Origin of the sequence: Lysinibacillus canaveralius (genome assembly GCF_047301505.1) — a bacterium.
Taxonomy (GTDB): Bacteria; Bacillota; Bacilli; order Bacillales_A; family Planococcaceae; genus Lysinibacillus_B.
Map to the genome: position 1 here is coordinate 1,047,482 of NZ_CP154840.1, position 18,056 is coordinate 1,065,537.

Here is an 18,056-nt window from a genome sequence, read left to right on the forward strand (position 1 = left end):
TCAGCCTGTTGACAAACGCTTTCATCCAGCGTTGCTTGCCTCGCTCATGCGCTCATGAACTTAGGTTCTATTCGCGTCTTCCCTCGTCGGCACGCCTTGTCTGGCAAGCGTTTTCAAGACAGGCTAAGTAAATCATTATTTTGTAAAATTGCCTAATAAAACGTAAAGGCAAATCAAACCAGCTTTTTCTTCACTTGGGAACTCTCTGAATACGGAGGAGGGTTTTTAATGTCTATTGTTTCAAAATGAAATTTTTAAGCACTTTATAGCTTTTTCATTACCTTCTTTTTATAATGAGCCAAAAAGGGAGGAACGAAGATGCTGAAAAGGCAGCCGCCGTCAATGTTGGTTGTTGGGAAAGCGCTGGCAAGAAGAGCGATACTGGCTGATCATCAAAGGAAAGTGCTTGATGAACTGCTTTGGAAGGCTGAGAGAGGGTATGAGGGTGAGCAGCGGGCAGATGATCATTGGGATGATTTACATATAGCAGAACCTTACGCTTTACTGCATGGGTTTGAAGCAGTAAGCAGCCGGGGGTATACTCATCAAATTGATACGATTCTTGTAACGGCGCGCTTCGTGTTAATTGTAGAGCTGAAAAATATAGCAGGGGTCCTTACTTATGAGGAAAGATCACATCAATTTCTCCGTGAGCAGAATGGAGAAAGGATGAGCCTGACAGATCCGTTTGCACAGGTGGAGCGGCATGAGATGTTCATCAGGCAGCTGATTGATGGTATTGGTGTGAAGCTTCCGGTTTTGTCTGCAATTATTATGACAAGTTCTTCTTCGATTTTAGAAAATATGCCTGAAAGATTTCATATATTTAAGTTGGCAGGGCTGCGCTTCAAACTGCAGGAATGGAACAATACTTATCCGGTGCAAGTTCTGGAAAGTATGGTATCGTTAGTAAGGAATGAACTGTTGGCACATCATCAGCCAAAGAAATGGCAGCATCCATTCGGCAAAGTGTTAATTCAGCGAGGAGCTCTGTGCTTGTGCGGGGAAGTAATGCAGTACAGACGGGGGAAATTTGCCTGCAGATGCGGTCATACTTCAAGTGAGGCCTTTTTCGAAGGGCTCCATGATTATCGTTTGCTTGTTGATGAATGGATTACAAGCAAAGGGTTGAGAGATTTTCTCTTTATTACAAGTAAGGATGCTGCTAATAAATTATTAGTTAGAGCGGATTTTTACTATGAAGGGAATACAAAATCCAGGCGGTACCTCATTCCGGAAGATATTTGGCGAAAATAAGTAACTATTTGGCGAGATTATGCCCCGATTTGGCGAAAGTAAGGATGAAGCTGGCGAAATTCAACAATCAGTTGGCGAAATTCATATGAAAATAAAAAAGAGGAATGGGCCATGACAAACATTCTACATTTCTTGCAATATAAAAATGAAAAAGAAGAAGTACGTCTCCAGAAGCTGTTTCAGAAGGCGCATTCACTTGATGAAAGACTCGATGCATTAATTGAAACGAAACATTTACAGGTAGAAGATCATAAGCTGTTCCTTGCATTTCTTGCTTACCTGGAGGAAGAGCAAATTGAGCCGCAGCAGCTTTTTAGAGATGTCATTAACCTCCCGAAGTTCGAGTTTGAAGCATGCTATCATATGAATTGGGGACAGGTAGTACGTCTTGCTGTCACATTTCTTACAATTTTACGCACAAATGACCCAGACAGCTATCAACAATTCATACGCTAAGCTTGTCGGGGAGGAGGACTATTCGCTATAATAGTTCAATGGGTATTTGAATGAAAGGAGCTTTAGTCGATGAATGAAGAACAACGACTAGCTAGTCAACAGGTAAATCAACCAAAGCAGGAAAAAGACTACAGCAAATATTTTGAGCGCGTCTTTACAGCGCCTTCATTAAAAGATGCAAAAAAACGTGGGAAAGAAGAAGTGAAGTACCACAAAGACTTTGCAATCGATGAACAGTTCCTAGGTATGGGCCAAGGACGTAAATTTTACATCCGTACTTATGGCTGCCAAATGAATGAACACGATACAGAAGTGATGGCTGGTATTTTCATGCAGCTTGGGTATAAACCGACTGAGCACATTGAAGAAGCTGACGTTGTTTTGCTGAACACATGTGCAATTCGTGAAAACGCTGAAAATAAAGTGTTTGGTGAGCTTGGTTTCCTTGTTAAATATAAACGAAAGAACCCTGAGATGCTAATCGGTGTTTGTGGCTGTATGTCGCAGGAAGAATCGGTTGTAAATAAAATTTTAAAAACATATCAGCATGTGGACATGGTGTTTGGGACACACAATATCCATCGTCTGCCGCATATTTTAAAAGAAGCATACATGTCAAAGGAAATGGTTGTCGAGGTTTGGTCAAAAGAAGGAGACGTCATTGAAAACCTTCCGAAGAAACGCATTGGCTCCATTAAGGCATGGGTAAACATTATGTACGGCTGTGATAAATTCTGTACATATTGCATTGTTCCTTATACACGTGGTAAGGAGCGGTCACGCCGTCCGGAAGAAATCATACAAGAAGTGCGTGAACTAGCTGCACAAGGTTATAAGGAAATTATGCTGCTTGGTCAAAACGTAAATGCCTATGGTAAGGACTTTACGGATATCGACTACCGGCTTGGTGACTTAATGGATGAGCTGCGCAAAATTGATATCCCGCGCATTCGCTTCACGACATCACATCCGCGCGATTTCGACGACCACTTAATCGAAGTGTTGGCGAAAAAGGGCAATCTGGTAGAGCATATTCATCTGCCAGTGCAATCTGGTTCAAACGACATTTTGAAAATTATGGCGCGTAAATATACGCGTGAGCATTTCTTAAATCTCGTAGAGAAAATCAAAGAAGCGATTCCTGATGTAGCCCTATCGACGGATATCATCGTGGGCTACCCGAACGAGACAGAAGAACAATTCCAGGAAACACTCGATCTTTACCGGGAAGTAGGCTTTGAAATGGCCTTCACATATATCTATTCACCGCGTGAAGGTACACCGGCTGCTAAAATGGTGGACAATGTACCGGAAGAAGTGAAAAAAGAGCGTCTGCAGCGCCTGAATGCTGTCGTCGCAGAATTCTCGACAAATGCCCTGAAAAAATATGAGGGCCAAGTAGTAGAAGTATTAGTTGAAGGCAGCAGTAAAAAACGAGACGACGTGCTAGCTGGCTATACCCGCCGCAATAAGCTCGTAAACTTCGCAGGTCCAAAAGAGTTAGTTGGTCAGATTGTAAAAGTAAAAATCATGGAAGCGAAATCTTACTCCCTGCGTGGTGAATTCGTGGAAGTGGTTAAACAAACAGAGGTGCATGCATAATGACAAAGGTGTATACAAAAGACGAAATCGTAGCAAAAGCTAAAGAAATCGCGCATATGATTGCCAACACAGAAGAAGTAGAATTCTTCAAAAAAGCAGAAGAGCAAATTAATGAAAACCAAAAAGTACGTGAAAAAATTGCATCATTAAAAACATTACAAAAGCAAGCTGTCAACTTCCAGCACCTTGGCAAAGAGAAGGCGCTGAAAATGATTGAAGGCAAAATTGCTAATATCGAAGAAGAAATCGATCAAGTACCAGTTGTTCAACAATTCAAGCAATCTCAAGTAGAAGTAAATGAATTGCTGCAACTAGTTTCTAACGCTATTGCGAATAATGTAACGAACGAAATCATCGAATCAACAGGCGGTGACCAGCTGCGCGGCGAAACAGGCTCCAAAGTCCGTAACAGCCAGCCTGGCAGCTGTTCATAAGTTCGAAGTAATGTAATATATTCTGTTAAACCCCTTCAATATCAACGGTTGGAGGGGTTTTGTATATTTATGGGATTTGTTACTTGTTTCTGTTTTGGTACGCTGATGGTCCTTTTCACATACCAGATGATCTAAATATCAAAATTAGAGGAACTTTTAGAAAAGCGCCGTCCCTTAACATTATAGAGGATCTGGTAAAGCAAATTTAGCAGCTGGATGTTCTTCACGCAGCTTTGAGCAGCATTTTTTATTTCATCATCCTTTTGACTTCCTTCAATTCGTTTATTATATAGTCTATCTCCCGCTGCATTTTGTAGGATTGTTTTGATTGTTCATCTGAACTTCTTTGACTTTGACTACTTGAATTCTCTAAAGCTTCTAATGCCAGGCCAGCAGCAATTGCGCCGATAGCATCTCCGAGTGTAACAATCGATGCGCCAATAAACGCGAGTCTTGCGATTTGAATCTCTTGTGAGTCAGAGGAGTTTTTTGCATTTTTTTTGTCACTCATTTCTAGTGCCTCCTTGATTCAAAATGAAAATGGAAACGTAAATCGCCTTCACTGCATCTTATGCGTTTTTTTATTAAAAGTGTAGCTTGAGTGATCAGTTTTGCATTAGAGCAGAGGATTTCCGGAAAAATAGAGGGAGTGACCATTTATAGTGAATTGTTTCCAGGAGAAGACACGATGGAGAAATTTCTGTCACAAGCTACTTAAAATTGTGAGTATAGAGCGCATGAAATACCATTTAAAACAATCTATCTCAGACGGTGAAATTAATAATGAAATAGTTGAGGTGAAAAAGTATGGAAGACACTATGCGAGAATACAATAAGCTGTAGTTAACTAGTCACAAATGAATAGTTAACTACTTCGTTACGAAACGAGACATTTATTTATAAATACAATAAATGGTATAATTTACATCGGATTATTAACGAACTAGGGGGATTTATTATGAATTATGAAGTAGCAGTAGCTCATGGAAACGAAGGGTTGATTAAACAAACTGTATATGGTGTAGATGATATTGTAGTAGAAGAGGAAGCATACTTTTTATACGATACAGAGGGAGAAACGCTTTTTAGTGCACCTCTATTGAGTGTAGTTTACATTAGAAGTATTTAGTCGTTCAATTGCGTGTATTCAGTTTGACCCCTGCAATCGTTAGATTACAGGGGTTATTTTCATAGTGATGATATTAACCTCTGATCAATAACCATACCATGTTTTGTTTCGCTGGATTTGGCTGCTATGATCTGCATGCCAATAATCCACCGTATATGCATAATCATAGTTCATTACGCAGCGGATGCCGCTTCCTTGATTATCATGGCCTAAACCGTAATTATGGGAGAATTCGTGCTGAGCAGCTTTCGCTGTATTGGTCATTCCTTGATCAAGGTTGACACTAAATGCGCTGCCTGCAGGGTCAGATGAATACACGTAGGCAATACCGCCAGCATCAAAGTTCGCATCCTTTGTAAAACCAACTACGAAATCATAGCTTCTGCCGCTCCAGTCTCTGCTTAAATCCGCTAAAATTTGTGAGCTGTCTGCGCCTTGCGAGCTCCAGCTGCCCACCGCTTGCACTTGGAAATCAATTCCCTGATCGCGGATGAAGGCATCATCCGAGTTTTCTACAATTGTTTGAATACGAGTCTGCCAATCAGGATATGCACTTCTATATTCCTCATCTGCTACCGCAAGTACAGTCACTGTACGGTTGGCAGCTTGGATACCGTTGCGGGATTGAGCAACGGTTTGATATGTGGTAAGCGTATCGACCGTTTCACCATTTTCATTTAATACGTTTACCTTTGTAGTCGATTCAATATTGACGGTTGCTTTATCAGGTTGATATTCAGGTGCGACAGGAAGTGAGTGAATAATAGGAGTAGAATTACTAGAAACATCGTCTGCATGAGAATGAGAATGTGAGGTACTTGAATCTACAACATATAACGGGACTGCCAGTGACAATGAAACAATAAGAGTAGCTAAACTTTTCATATAAAACCTCCTAATAATAAGTTTGAGTAATATTTCGATAAGCGTAAATAAACTCCTTCTAATATTTTCAAATATTAAAATAATTGGTATTATAATACTATTAAGAATTATAATGGTTAGGCAGAAAAGCAGAATACAATTGATTCTTTAAAAGGAGATACATGATGAAAAAAAGTAATATGGAGAAACGAGAGGTACTTTAATGAGAATTCAACAGTTAATGAAAGAAAATTATAACGACTTAGCTTTAGTTCCCAATTTTTATTCCCAATGGAATGTCGGAATTCACGTTGAACTCGGGGGAGAACATTATCAGCTGAAAGAAAACGGAAAGTTAAATATGGTGAGATTTGAAACAGCGTATAGACAAGTTTTTTGCATTCTTCCTTTGCTCTTTCAAAAAACTGATGACATCATCGTCGTAGTACAGTCTTTTCCTAATGAAGCGGAGCACACAACATATCCAAACTTTTTTCAACGTTATATAAGAGAACAGAGCAGAAAGTACACACTTCTTTTGCGATCATTCAATTGGGTAGATGAAGAAGAGTCTATTTTAGTGCAGCAGATGGGGCTTTCCTGCAAAGCAGCAGATATAAAATTAGAATTGCTTACCAAAACACTCATTCATGAGGATTTTTATTCTTTAAAGCCACAGTTAAGAAAAAAACATAGTAAGTATGCTCCAGATATATTTTTGGTGAATGTCAGAACGAAGTGTATTTTTCATTTGTATGATGACCGGGGATGTGAAATTATCAATAAAAATCAAGCCCTGCATGAAGAATTACTGCATGCTATCAAATCATTAAATTTGTTTACGGAAGAAGAGATTCAATCCAAACTGTAAAGGGATGCAGCTTTTTATGTAAAGAAACACTTCAAGAGAAATAGCAGTTGTATTTCCTTTTTGGAAGTAGCTGTAGTGGTTGATGTTACGCAGAGGGTTTATTAAAAATAGATGAATAGAAAATTTCTCTTAATCAATCAACTATTTCATTTTCTCATCCGTCTATTCTTATAGAAGGAAAATGAAAGGGCGGTAAAAATGAGCGTGATCAAACGTATTAAATGGCCTGGCTGGGTTGTGCTTGTTTTGTTTTTTGTATTGATATCAGGTGCAATTCATCATTTTACAAGCATGAAAACAGAAGCCTATGTCGAAGTCAATGAATCCTTGCATCAAGCTGTTGCTAAAGAAGAAGCGGAACCGGATGGCAAGGAGGAGATAATTCAGGAAGAAGCAGAAAATGAAGAAGGGGCTGCTGATCAAACGAAAGCAAACGGGCTAGATAGTAAGAAAGAAGAACCCGTTGTACAAGAGGAAATTCCGGATGTGCCGATAGCATTCGATCCATCTGGAAAATATATAGCATTAACATTTGATGATGGACCTCACCCGAATGTTACCCCGCAGATTTTACAAACATTGAGAGAGCAGAATGTAAAGGCAACTTTTTTTATGCTGGGAAGTCAGGTTGAAAAATATCCTGATATGGCTAAACAGGTAGCTGATAACGGTCATGAAATAGGTAATCATACATATAGTCATTTGAATGCGAGAAAACGAACAATGGTAGAAGTAGCAGAGGAAATTCGTACAACGAGCGAAATGATTGAGCTGGCTACAGGTGTGAAGCCGATGCTGTTTCGTCCGCCTTACGGAAATTATACAAGTGAGGTATTAGAATATGCAGAACAAAATGGTTATTCAACTGTTTTATGGTCTGTAGATTCTCAAGATTGGAAAAGTAAAAATGCTGGAGCGATCAATAATATGGTGACACAGCATGCTGCAACTGGATCGATTGTATTAATGCATGATATACACGCAGCGACGGCTGAAGCTTTACCACAATTAATTGAGAAATTACAAACGGAGGGCTATCAGTTTATTACTATATCTGAACTTCTACTGATGGAAAAAACAACACATAATGGCCCTTATTTTGGGAAGAGTATTTGAGAGGATTGGAGGATTTATCCAATCCTTTTTTGTTTATGTATTTTTTATAAAGTGAATGATAGTAAAACAGCTGGTTGTTTACTTTGCTGGAGCAGTGTAATAAATAATTGAAAGGAAATAGTAAGTATCCGATATAAAAAGAAGTTACTTTACTTAAATAAATTTAGCGAAAAGTAACATTTTATTTTTTTTACATATATACATATCAATATACTTGCTATTATTATAAGATTATGAATATTATTACCTAAATAACAGGGACGTTTTGCTACTTGAGTGAAACTTCTGAGGCACAGAGAGGGTTTTGCATCGATGGAAGAAAATGAGTTTTTAGTCCCGAACAGGGAGCTCTTATATTGGTGGTTATGCCGCTTAGCAAAGAAGATAGATTCGGGTGTTGTCATTTTAGATGCCAATAGTTTAGTAGTAAAATACGCCAATGATCATTTTGCTGATCTTACCGAATACCAAAAAGAAGAAATTATTGATGAAAAGATTACGATTCTGAACGGAACGCTGGCAGAAAAGAAGGATTTTGAAGAATTAGAGGAGGTGTTAAAGGCAGGAGTGCCTGTAAAGCGGCGGCTGTTTCATTATAGGAAGAGTGGAAGCGGGTTTTGGGGCGATATTACGGCTATCCCTTTTTTTGCGGATGAAAAGAGCGTACAATTTTATTTTTTTGTAGTGAATGATGTCACAGAGGTAGTGCAGATGGATACGCTTGTACAATTGGAGCGAAATCTGTATTTATCGCTGGAGCAGGGCTATCAACTTTCCACTGTATTTGAACAGATTTGTGATTATGTTTCCTCCTCTTTTTACAAGCCGAACAAATGCTGCATCTTTTTATTAGAGGACAATAGACTGCAGGTCCTAACACAAAGCTCAATCCCAGAAGAATTTAAAAATAGTGTGAGTAATCTGGATTTAAGCAGCTATTTAGTGGATGAAAAATCAGGCCGCTTTTTAACCGAAGCAGTTATTAACACAAATATACAGGAGCATGAAGGCTGGAGTGACTTTCATTCTATCTTAAAAAAATATCACATTGTTGCGTCCTGGAGTCAGCCGATTAAAAATCATGAGGGACAGGTTGTCGGTATCTTCTCTATGTATTTTGAGGAGCCGACAACACCACGTCCTGTCGATTATCTTTTTTTAGACCGGCTGGCGCCTATCGTGACTTTGGCACTCCAATATTTCAAGCAAAAAGATGAAATATTAAAGCTTGCCTTTTATGATGAAAGAACCGGCCTGCGGAATATTGCAAGCTTTGAAAAGGAAATGGAGCAGCTGAGCGATCAAAAAGGCAGCGGAGTTATTTATATTATTGAAGCAACAGAACATCAGTATATTGTTGATTTATACGGCAGGTCTGGCGGAGATGCTTTGCTAAAACAACTGGCAGGCCGCTTGAGCTTCATTCCGGGTTTCCAGGAAGCGATTATTGCCCGCTATACAAGTTCCTCCATTATTGTTGCTATTTCACATGCAAATCCAGACCAGGACATTTTACGTCCATATATAAATGATTTAACGTTTGAGCCATATATAATTGATGGGAAGAATGTTTCGATTACCTTAAAATTAGGAGTAGCCATATTCAAGGGCGAGGTAACTGGGACCAACGCTATTCAGCACGCAGATACAGCATTATTTTCTGCTTCGAAACTGCCAGGTACAGTCCTGCATCTCTATGAGGAATCGCAAAGGCACTCCATTGAAAAGGAACTAGAAGTATTAACGCTTTTTGCAAGTGCACTAAAAAATAAAGAGTTCTTCCCGATGCTGCAGCCAAAAGTAGATATACAGACAAGGGAAGTTGTCGGATTTGAAGCATTAGCGCGGTGGGAATCAGCGGAAATTGGCTTCATATCGCCTGCTATTTTTATACCAGTCGGGGAAAAGACAGGAAATATCCATAAGATAGATAGGGCTATTCTTAAGTCAGTGCTTGAATGGCAGCGAGAGCGTAAAAAACATGGGAAGCGTCTGTTTCCTGTATCAGTGAATATTTCAGCAAACCATTTTTATTACCCTAACTTTGTAGAAAATATTGAAAAACTAGTGAATGAACACGAAGTGGAGCCGAAGTATTTGATATTAGAAATCACAGAAAGCATAGAGCTGGAAAATGTACTGTATGCCAAGCAGAATATTGAGAAGCTGAGGAGCATCGGTATTGCTACATCAATGGACGATTTTGGTGTTGGCTATTCCTCACTCGGGTATTTGCAAGAGCTTCCTTTTGAGGAAATAAAAATCGACAAAAGCTTTACTGATTCTATCGCAGAGCCGCGCATGAATGCGGTCGTGAAGACAATCATTCAACTGGCGGCAGATTTGGAAATGAAGTCCGTAGCTGAAGGTGTTGAAACAGAAGCCCAGCATGAAGAACTGAAAAAAATCGGGTGTAATATCGGTCAGGGATACTATTATTATAAACCGATGAAGCTAAAAGAGGTTGATTCCTTCTTGCTGCAATATGATGAAAGCCGTGAATAATTCATGGCTTTTTTCTTTTTCACACTTTAGGCGCTTATCGCATAAGATAGGGCGAGAAATAGGAAGGGAGAGGCGTCGGTGAAAAGACTACGTCAGATTGTAACGAAGGCGGTCATTGCGAAAGGTAAGAAAAGAACGGAACAGGAGGAGCTATTAAAGCCTCCTAATACACCGACAAATATATTAGGCTGCTGGGTGATCAACCACCAATATCAAGCAAAAAAAGTAGGAGATTTTGTCGATGTATCCGGGAAGTTCGATGTGAATGTCTGGTATGCTTACAATAATCATTCGAAAACGGCCGTATATACCGAAACAATTGCGTACCGCGATCGTATCAAGTTGCATTACCGGGATGATGAAGTAGGCGATTCAAATGATGTGCATGCACGTGTAATCCAGCAGCCTAACTGTATCGAGGCGGTCATTGCACCATGTGGTGAAAAGATTAAGGTGTTAGTAGAGCGTGAGTTTTTAGTAGAAGTTGTAGGAGAGACGAAGGTTTGTATCCATGTACATCCGCTAGATTTTGAGGAAGAATGGTCATTTGAGGATGAGAGTACATCCTCTAGTTCCAGCAGCTCTAGCAGTTCCAGCAGTAGTCCTATTATCGAATCTTCCTCATTCCATTAAGAAAAAAAGGGGTTTCTCAAAAACTTTTGGGAAGACCCCTTTTCTTGTTATAATGGAGGATACTACTGAATGTAAAGAGGTTAGATTATGTATACGCCAATGATGCAGCAATATTTACTGATTAAAGAAGATTACAAGGATGCCTTTTTGTTTTTCCGGCTAGGCGACTTTTATGAAATGTTTTTCGACGATGCGACAAGAGCGTCACAAATACTGGAGATTACATTGACAGGACGAGATGCAGGGGGCAAGGAGCGCATCCCAATGTGTGGTGTTCCTTACCATTCTGCTAAGAATTATATCGAAACGCTTGTTTCAAAAGGGTATAAGGTGGCAATCTGTGAGCAGACGGAAGATCCGAAGCAGGCGAAGGGTGTCGTGAAGCGTGAGGTAGTACAGCTCATTACACCAGGTACGATTACAGAAGGGAAAACCATCGATAGCAAAACAAATCATTTCCTTGCGTGTGCAGAACGCATGAATGAAAATGAACTTGCTTTTGCATACTTGGATGTTTCCACTGGGGAGGCCCATGCACAAATTATCGAAGGCGGCGCGAAAGAATGCATCCAGCAGCTGCAAAGCCTGGCAATCCGAGAAGTCATTGTTACAGAGGGACTTCAGCTTGAAATGGCTGAGCTTGCGGCAGCCGCAGGTATCGTCATATCACTAGAAGACCAGGAAATCGACGTACATATGATGGCTGACTATATTGCGGACTTGCCACAGCAAGTGAAGCCAGCAGCACTTCGATTACTTCAATATGTAGAGAGAACACAGATGCGCTCACTTTCCCATTTGCAGGCGTTTATGTATACGGAAACGAAGCAGTTCCTACGAATTGATACTAATTCGAAGCGAAACTTGGAATTGATTCAGTCGATTCGAGGGGGAGATCAGAAGGGGACGCTTCTATGGCTGCTCGATGAAACAGTTACAGCAATGGGCGGACGAAAATTAAAGCAATGGCTGCACCAGCCGCTTGCAACGCGCAGCGCAATCGAAGCCCGGCTTGCTATTGTGACAGATTTACTGGAAGAGTTTTTCTTGCGGGGAGAGCTTCGCGAGCTGCTGAAAAATGTCTACGATTTAGAGCGCCTTGCGGGTCGTGTTGCATTCGGGAATGTGGGCGGCCGTGATTTGGCCCAGCTGCGTGAATCGCTTCGACAAGTTCCGGCGATTAAAGCACAGCTGCTTGAAAGTGGCAAAGAGACATTAGCAAATTTAGGACAAGCCCTTGATACGTGTGATGATATTGAAGCGCTGCTGGCACGTGCCATTACTGACCATCCCCCAATTGCAATCAAAGAAGGCGATGTCATTCGTGATGGCTATAACGAACGTCTGGATGAACTGCGCTATGCAGCACGTAATGGGAAGGATTGGATTATGCAGCTTGAGCAGAAAGAACGCCAGCTGACAGGAATCAATAACTTGAAAATCGGCTACAATCGTATTTTTGGTTATTATATCGAAATAACAAAATCGCATATTGGCAAGGCAGATTTAACACGTTATGAGCGCAAGCAGACACTGGCTAATTGTGAACGTTACATTACAGAGGAATTGAAGGAAAAGGAAGCGCTTATCTTGAATGCAGAAGAGGAAAGTCTGGCGCTTGAATATGATTTGTTTGTTAAGCTGCGAGAAGAGCTGAAGGCTTATATTCCACGTGTACAGGCACTTGCATCAGCGATCAGTGAGCTGGATGTCTTTATGAGCTTTGCTGTGGTGACGGAAAAATACAGATTTACGAAGCCTTTCTTCCATGAAGGGCGTGCCTTAAAGATTGTAGAGGGGCGGCATCCTGTTGTAGAAAAGATGCTTGGAAAGCAGATGTATGTGCCGAATGACTGTCTCCTAATGGAAGAAAAGAACATGATGCTTATTACAGGGCCGAACATGTCCGGTAAGAGTACGTATATGCGTCAGGTAGCATTAATTGTTATCCTTGCACAAATGGGCTGTTACGTACCGGCGGCAGAAGCAGAGCTGCCAATTACTGATCAGATCTTTACACGAATCGGTGCAGCAGATGATCTAGCGGCAGGGCAATCGACATTCATGGTAGAGATGATGGAATCACAGCATGCGATTACACATGCAACAAAGAACAGCTTGCTGTTATTCGATGAAATTGGACGCGGTACATCTACTTATGACGGTATGAGTCTTGCTCAAGCGATGATGGAATACATTCATACAGAGATTGGTGCAAACACCCTGTTTTCTACGCACTATCATGAATTAACGGAACTAGAACAGCAGCTTGAGAGACTTAAAAATGTGCATGTATCGGCAACAGAGCAAAACGGACGCGTCGTGTTTCTTCATAAGGTGAAAGACGGTGCAGCAGATAAAAGCTATGGTGTTCATGTGGCAGAGCTTGCAGAAATGCCGGCACCAATTATTGAGCGGGCCCGGATTCTGCTAGAACAGTTTGAGGCACAGGACAAGCCATCTGCTGCAGTATCGGTCGCAGAAACGCCTGTATCGCTAGAACCTGTCAATAAGCCGGTACAGGAGGAAACGGATCTGCAGCTGTCGCTGTTTGCTCCTATAGAGGAGATTTCTCAGGAAGAAAAGGAAGTATTGGCAGCACTGGAAAAATGCAATGTCATGGGAACGACGCCGCTGCAGGCAATGAATTTGCTGCATGAGCTGCAGCAAAAATTAGTAAGCAAAAAGTAAGGAGATGGTTGCATGGGCACCATTCAAATAATGGATGAAGTATTATCCAATAAAATTGCGGCAGGGGAGGTAGTTGAACGTCCCGCCTCTGTCGTGAAGGAACTTGTAGAAAATGCCATCGATGCCGGCAGTAGCATTATCGAGGTTTTTTTGGAGGAAGCGGGTCTGACAAGCATTCAAGTTGTCGATAATGGAAATGGAATGGATGAAGAAGATGCACTGAAATCTTTCTCCCGCCATGCGACCTCCAAAATTGAAAAAGAACAGGATCTATTCCGCATCCGGACACTTGGATTCCGGGGAGAGGCATTGGCCTCCATTGCCTCTGTCTCGAAAGTAACCTTAAAAACGTCCGACGGAACAAACAGCGGGATTGAGCTGTATTTAGAAGGCGGACATGTAAAAGAGCAGAAACCGACAGCTTTCCGTAAAGGAACAGATATGACAGTAGCGCAGCTTTTTTATAATACGCCTGCCCGCTTGAAATATTTAAAGACAATTCAAACGGAGCTTGGGCATACAATTGATTTAATCAATCGATTGGCGCTTGGTTATCCGGCGATTTCCTTTAGACTTGTTCACAACGGCCAGACACTCCTTCACACAAATGGACGAGGTAATGTTCAGCAGGTTCTTGCGGCAATTTACGGGGCACACAATGCCAAAAAAATGATTGCCTTTGAGGGACAGTCAAACGACTATAAAGTATACGGATTTGCTACGCTTCCTGAGGTGACACGTGCTTCGAAAAATTATATGTCTCTTTTTGTGAACGGACGCTGGGTAAAGCATTACCTCGTTCAAAAGGCGATTGTAGATGCATATCATACGTACCTGCCGATTGGTCGTTACCCGATTGTTGTTCTGTATATTGAAGGAGACCCCCAATTGACAGATGTCAATGTACATCCTGCGAAACATCAGGTAAGGCTGAGTAAGGAGCCGGAGCTGCTTCGCTTGGTGGAGGATACAGTCCGTAGCGCTGTGCGCGGAGAGATACATGTTCCGCTTGTAGAAAGAAAGGAAAAGCCTGTTAAACTGCCATCCGAGCAGATGAATATATGGAAGCAGCCGTCATTTGATACAAAAAAGATGGATGACCTTGTTCAGCGGCTGAATGAAGAAAAGTCAGTTATCAGGGAGACGGTTTACGAAAAGCCTATTGAGACGGCCGCTTCTTTTGAACGACCGCAGCCAGCTATTGAGGAGCCGGTAGAGATAGACACCTCACCAGAAGAGGGAGTTGCTCTTCCATCAGTACCTGCCGCACCGCCTGAACCGAAAAAGGAACCGTTCCCGCAACTAGAAGTAGTAGGGCAGATCCATGGAACCTATATCGTGGCACAAATGGAGGATGGGTTTTATCTCATTGACCAGCACGCTGCCCAGGAACGGATTAAGTACGAATACTTCCGTGAAAAGGTAGGCGAGGTAAATCCGAATGAACGCCAGGCGCTGTTATTACCGCTAACCTTCCATTACTCAGCGGACGAAGCATTGATTTTAAAGGAACATGCACAAGCCTTAGAGCAGATAGGTGTATTTTTGGAGGAATTTGGGTATGGTTCTTTTATTGTAAGGGAACATCCTGCATGGTTTCCAAAAGGATTTGAACAGGAAATTATTGAAGAATTAATTGAACAGGTGCTTGGAACAAAAAAAGCGGATGTGAAAAAATTACGGGAAGAAGCTGCTATAATGATGAGCTGTAAAAAATCCATCAAGGCAAACTATTATTTGACGAAGGAACAAATGGTGCGTCTTCTGGATGATTTACGTGCAGCAGATAATCCGTTTACATGTCCGCATGGACGTCCAGTGCTTGTCCATTTTTCAACATATGAAGTAGAAAAAATGTTTAAGCGTGTCATGTAAAAGGGGGATGTAAATGGCAAGACATGAGGATTTTCTCAGAATGAGTGATGGTCAGGAAGTATTTGTCGCAGTATATGAACCGGAACGTGCAATAGTACGCGGGCATATTCATATTCTGCATGGCATGGCAGAGCATTGCGGACGTTATGATGCATATGCAGAAGCATTAGCGAAAATCGGCTACTTCGTATCCTTGCACGACCACCGAGGTCATGGGAGAACAGTCGACCGCGGCGGGCAGCTTGGTTTTTTTAGCGAGCAAAGAGGATTTGAGCGTGTCGTAAGGGATGTTTTTGAAGTGACGCAGCTTGTACGTAAAAATCGTGACCTGCCTCCAATGATTTTATTTGGTCATTCGATGGGATCGTTCATTGCCCGGCGTTATGCCCAGCTTTTCAGCTCCACAATAAAGGCACTCATTTTGTGTGGAACAGGAGCTTCTACCCCAATGCATGCGGTAGGCAATCGGCTTGCTAATATGTTAGCAATGACCCAGGGAAAAACGTTGCCAAGTGAATTCATGACGGGTATGAGTTTTGGCAGCTTCAATAAGTCGATTTTAAACCCAAATACGGCTTACGATTGGCTGAGCCGTGATACAAGCGCTGTGCAGACATATATAGAAGATCCCAAATGTGGCTTTATAGCGACGAACCAGTTCTTTGCCGACCTGACATACGGTATCCACCTTATTGGAAAAGACTCGGAAAATGCCCGTATCCGTCATGACTTGCCTGTGCTATTGATCAGTGGAAGCGCAGATCCAGTCGGAAATTATGGCAAGGGCGTCTTCAAAGTGGCAGAGCAGCTTAGGGAAGCGGGACTGGAAAATGTCTGTGTCCATATATTCGAAGGCCTGCGCCATGAAATTTTAAACGAAACAAATAAAGAACAAGTATATGATGTAATAATACGGTGGTTAAAATATGAACAAACAATTTGACGTAGTGGCCATTATTGGCCCTACAGCATCTGGAAAGACGGCCTTAAGTATTGAACTGGCGACTTTACTGGGTGGAGAAATTATAAACGGAGATGCCATGCAGGTGTACAAAAGGCTGGATATCGGTACTGCAAAAATTACCGAGGGGGAAATGCAGGGCATCCCACATCATCTGCTTGATATAAAGGAGCCGACAGAGAATTTTTCGGTTGCTGAATATCAGCAGCTAGTCCGGGCTAAAATTAAAGAAATCACGTCGAGGGGGAGGCTGCCGATTATTGTAGGCGGTACAGGCCTTTATGTTCAGTCAGTTCTTTATGATTTTCATTTTACAAAAGATGAAATAGATGAAGAGGCTCGAAATGCGTATTACACAGAGCTGGAGAAGGTTGGACCGGAAGCCATGCATGCTAGATTAGCTGCCCTTGACCCAAAGACGGCGGAAACAATCCATCCAAACAATACACGTCGTGTTATCCGCGCCTTGGAAATGGTCGAGCTTAGCGGTACATCGAAGGCAAACGAAGAGCATAACCGAGGTGACGTGCCGCTGTATCATCATTTAATCCTTGGACTGGATTTGGACAGGGAAAAGCTGTATGAGCGTATCAATTTACGTGTGGACATCATGATGGAAAAAGGCCTGCTTGAAGAGGCAAAGGCACTTTACGATGAAGGCATTCGTGATACACAAGCGGTAAAAGCGATCGGCTATAAAGAGCTGTTCGCCTATTTTGACGGTCGCAGTACGTTAGAAGAAGCAATAGAGGCGATCAAGCAGAACTCCAGACGCTATGCAAAGCGCCAGCTAACCTATTTCCGGAATAAGATGGATGTGAAGTGGGTAACAGGAAACATAGAGGAAGTAAAAAGTTTTTTCTAGTTTTTTCTTAAAATTGAAGGAATATCTATATTAATGCCGAATAATACAGTTATAGAAATATAATGATCAGGGGGAGCTCTCGTGAAATCAATGAATTTACAGGACACATTTTTAAATCATTTGAGAAAAAACAATGTTTTCGTAACAGTTTTCCTTTTGAATGGCTTCCAACTTAAAGGCCTTATTAAATCCTATGATAATTTTACCGTGTTGTTGGAATCAGAGGGAAAGCAGAATCTTATTTATAAGCATGCCATCTCTACATTTGCCCCTGCTAAGCAAGTAACTTTGAATGCAGAAGAAGAGTAATTTTATCTCGATACTAGCAACCTCCCCTTGTATCCCTTATAATGACAAGGAATGCTGATAGAGGAGGCGAAAGCTATGAAATCAATGACAACAGATGAATTATTGAATCTACTGGATGCAAATGAAGATTTGAATGTAATCGATGTACGTGAAGACTTCGAGGTAGAGCAAGGCATGATCCCGGGCGCTCAGCATATTCCGCTTGGCGATATCCCGGCACGCGCAGAGGAATTAGATAAATCGAAGGCATATATTCTTGTATGTAAAGGCGGCGTACGCAGTGCCAATGCATGTGAGTACCTAGAGGAACAAGGTTACGATGTAACAAACCTAGAGGGCGGCATGATGGCGTACGACGGAGAATTAGAATTCAAATAACAAGCATGGACGCAGCGGTTTTCCGCTGCGTCTTTTCTTAGGAAAAGAATGAGTATATAAGAGACGTATTTGATACGTAATGGAAGAAGTTGGCTGCAGCGTAAACTAAC

The 18,056-nt window shown here is 41.6% G+C and carries 17 protein-coding genes; 15 read left to right on the plus strand and 2 right to left on the minus strand.

The window, feature by feature from the left end; genetic code table 11:
• The first annotated feature begins 318 nt into the window (after window positions 1-318).
• The 4 genes from AA0Y26_RS05095 (at window position 319) to AA0Y26_RS05110 (ending at window position 3,749) form a co-directional block, all read left to right on the plus strand.
• The gene (locus tag AA0Y26_RS05095) at window positions 319-1,257 is read left to right on the plus strand and encodes a nuclease-related domain-containing protein (RefSeq protein ID WP_413365701.1); all 939 of its coding nucleotides are present in this window, start codon (window positions 319-321) and stop codon (window positions 1,255-1,257) included.
• Window positions 1,258-1,368: 111 nt separating this feature from the next.
• Window positions 1,369-1,713, plus strand: a complete 345-nt coding sequence (locus AA0Y26_RS05100) for a hypothetical protein (RefSeq protein ID WP_413365703.1) — start codon at window positions 1,369-1,371, stop codon at window positions 1,711-1,713.
• A gap of 69 nt (window positions 1,714-1,782) precedes the next feature.
• Window positions 1,783-3,315, plus strand: a complete 1,533-nt coding sequence (gene miaB, locus AA0Y26_RS05105) for a tRNA (N6-isopentenyl adenosine(37)-C2)-methylthiotransferase MiaB (RefSeq protein WP_413365705.1) — start codon at window positions 1,783-1,785, stop codon at window positions 3,313-3,315.
• The gene (locus AA0Y26_RS05110; protein WP_413365707.1) at window positions 3,315-3,749 is read left to right on the plus strand and encodes a RicAFT regulatory complex protein RicA family protein; all 435 of its coding nucleotides are present in this window, start codon (window positions 3,315-3,317) and stop codon (window positions 3,747-3,749) included. Before miaB ends, AA0Y26_RS05110 begins: the two co-directional genes overlap by 1 nt.
• Window positions 3,750-3,996: 247 nt before the next feature.
• Here the strand turns inward: AA0Y26_RS05110 and AA0Y26_RS05115 are convergent, their stop codons facing one another.
• A complete protein-coding gene (locus AA0Y26_RS05115; protein ID WP_413365709.1) occupies window positions 3,997-4,260 on the minus strand; it encodes a translation initiation factor 2 in 264 nt (87 codons plus the stop codon).
• A 447-nt stretch (window positions 4,261-4,707) separates the two neighbouring features.
• Here AA0Y26_RS05115 and AA0Y26_RS05120 point away from each other — a divergent pair, with 447 nt between their 5' ends.
• A complete protein-coding gene (locus tag AA0Y26_RS05120) occupies window positions 4,708-4,878 on the plus strand; it encodes a hypothetical protein (protein ID WP_413365711.1) in 171 nt (56 codons plus the stop codon).
• 84 nt (window positions 4,879-4,962) lie between these two features.
• On the opposite strand, the gene AA0Y26_RS05125 is transcribed toward AA0Y26_RS05120, so the two are convergent.
• A complete protein-coding gene (locus AA0Y26_RS05125) occupies window positions 4,963-5,763 on the minus strand; it encodes a zinc-dependent metalloprotease (protein ID WP_413365713.1) in 801 nt (266 codons plus the stop codon).
• Window positions 5,764-5,965: 202 nt separating this feature from the next.
• Between AA0Y26_RS05125 and AA0Y26_RS05130 the strand changes: the two genes are divergently transcribed.
• From AA0Y26_RS05130 to AA0Y26_RS05175, 10 genes are all read left to right on the plus strand, one after another.
• Window positions 5,966-6,613 (plus strand): DUF3885 domain-containing protein, encoded by a 648-nt coding sequence (locus tag AA0Y26_RS05130; RefSeq protein WP_413365715.1) that lies wholly within the window; start codon window positions 5,966-5,968, stop codon window positions 6,611-6,613.
• Between the two features lie 198 nt (window positions 6,614-6,811).
• Entirely contained in the window at window positions 6,812-7,729 is a 918-nt protein-coding gene (locus AA0Y26_RS05135) for a polysaccharide deacetylase family protein (protein WP_413365717.1), read from the plus strand.
• 312 nt (window positions 7,730-8,041) lie between these two features.
• A complete protein-coding gene (locus AA0Y26_RS05140) occupies window positions 8,042-10,234 on the plus strand; it encodes an EAL domain-containing protein (protein WP_413365719.1) in 2,193 nt (730 codons plus the stop codon).
• 78 nt (window positions 10,235-10,312) lie between these two features.
• A complete protein-coding gene (gene cotE / locus AA0Y26_RS05145; protein ID WP_413365721.1) occupies window positions 10,313-10,867 on the plus strand; it encodes an outer spore coat protein CotE in 555 nt (184 codons plus the stop codon).
• Between the two features lie 87 nt (window positions 10,868-10,954).
• A complete protein-coding gene (gene mutS, locus AA0Y26_RS05150) occupies window positions 10,955-13,558 on the plus strand; it encodes a DNA mismatch repair protein MutS (RefSeq protein WP_413365723.1) in 2,604 nt (867 codons plus the stop codon).
• Between the two features lie 12 nt (window positions 13,559-13,570).
• A complete protein-coding gene (gene mutL / locus AA0Y26_RS05155) occupies window positions 13,571-15,433 on the plus strand; it encodes a DNA mismatch repair endonuclease MutL (RefSeq protein ID WP_413365725.1) in 1,863 nt (620 codons plus the stop codon).
• Window positions 15,434-15,446: 13 nt separating this feature from the next.
• Complete coding sequence (locus tag AA0Y26_RS05160) at window positions 15,447-16,376, plus strand: alpha/beta fold hydrolase (protein WP_413365727.1); 930 nt, start codon at window positions 15,447-15,449, stop codon at window positions 16,374-16,376.
• Window positions 16,360-17,259, plus strand: coding sequence for a tRNA (adenosine(37)-N6)-dimethylallyltransferase MiaA (gene miaA / locus AA0Y26_RS05165; protein ID WP_413365729.1), 900 nt, complete (start codon window positions 16,360-16,362; stop codon window positions 17,257-17,259). The genes AA0Y26_RS05160 and miaA overlap by 17 nt, the downstream gene beginning before the upstream one ends.
• Window positions 17,260-17,340: 81 nt before the next feature.
• On the plus strand, window positions 17,341-17,568 hold the full coding sequence (gene hfq / locus AA0Y26_RS05170; RefSeq protein ID WP_413365731.1) for an RNA chaperone Hfq: 228 nt from the start codon (window positions 17,341-17,343) through the stop codon (window positions 17,566-17,568).
• Between the two features lie 75 nt (window positions 17,569-17,643).
• Entirely contained in the window at window positions 17,644-17,946 is a 303-nt protein-coding gene (locus AA0Y26_RS05175; RefSeq protein ID WP_413365733.1) for a rhodanese-like domain-containing protein, read from the plus strand.
• Window positions 17,947-18,056: the final 110 nt, after the last annotated feature.

Coding starts and splice junctions, on each gene's coding strand:
- AA0Y26_RS05095 (WP_413365701.1), top strand. CDS start 319: ATGCTGAAAAGGCAGCCGCCGTCAATGTTGGTTGTTGGGAAAGCGCTG.
- AA0Y26_RS05100 (WP_413365703.1), top strand. CDS start 1,369: ATGACAAACATTCTACATTTCTTGCAATATAAAAATGAAAAAGAAGAA.
- miaB (WP_413365705.1), top strand. CDS start 1,783: ATGAATGAAGAACAACGACTAGCTAGTCAACAGGTAAATCAACCAAAG.
- AA0Y26_RS05110 (WP_413365707.1), top strand. CDS start 3,315: ATGACAAAGGTGTATACAAAAGACGAAATCGTAGCAAAAGCTAAAGAA.
- AA0Y26_RS05115 (WP_413365709.1), bottom strand. CDS start 4,260: ATGAGTGACAAAAAAAATGCAAAAAACTCCTCTGACTCACAAGAGATT.
- AA0Y26_RS05120 (WP_413365711.1), top strand. CDS start 4,708: ATGAATTATGAAGTAGCAGTAGCTCATGGAAACGAAGGGTTGATTAAA.
- AA0Y26_RS05125 (WP_413365713.1), bottom strand. CDS start 5,763: ATGAAAAGTTTAGCTACTCTTATTGTTTCATTGTCACTGGCAGTCCCG.
- AA0Y26_RS05130 (WP_413365715.1), top strand. CDS start 5,966: ATGAGAATTCAACAGTTAATGAAAGAAAATTATAACGACTTAGCTTTA.
- AA0Y26_RS05135 (WP_413365717.1), top strand. CDS start 6,812: ATGAGCGTGATCAAACGTATTAAATGGCCTGGCTGGGTTGTGCTTGTT.
- AA0Y26_RS05140 (WP_413365719.1), top strand. CDS start 8,042: ATGGAAGAAAATGAGTTTTTAGTCCCGAACAGGGAGCTCTTATATTGG.
- mutS (WP_413365723.1), top strand. CDS start 10,955: ATGTATACGCCAATGATGCAGCAATATTTACTGATTAAAGAAGATTAC.
- mutL (WP_413365725.1), top strand. CDS start 13,571: ATGGGCACCATTCAAATAATGGATGAAGTATTATCCAATAAAATTGCG.
- AA0Y26_RS05160 (WP_413365727.1), top strand. CDS start 15,447: ATGGCAAGACATGAGGATTTTCTCAGAATGAGTGATGGTCAGGAAGTA.
- miaA (WP_413365729.1), top strand. CDS start 16,360: ATGAACAAACAATTTGACGTAGTGGCCATTATTGGCCCTACAGCATCT.
- AA0Y26_RS05175 (WP_413365733.1), top strand. CDS start 17,644: ATGAAATCAATGACAACAGATGAATTATTGAATCTACTGGATGCAAAT.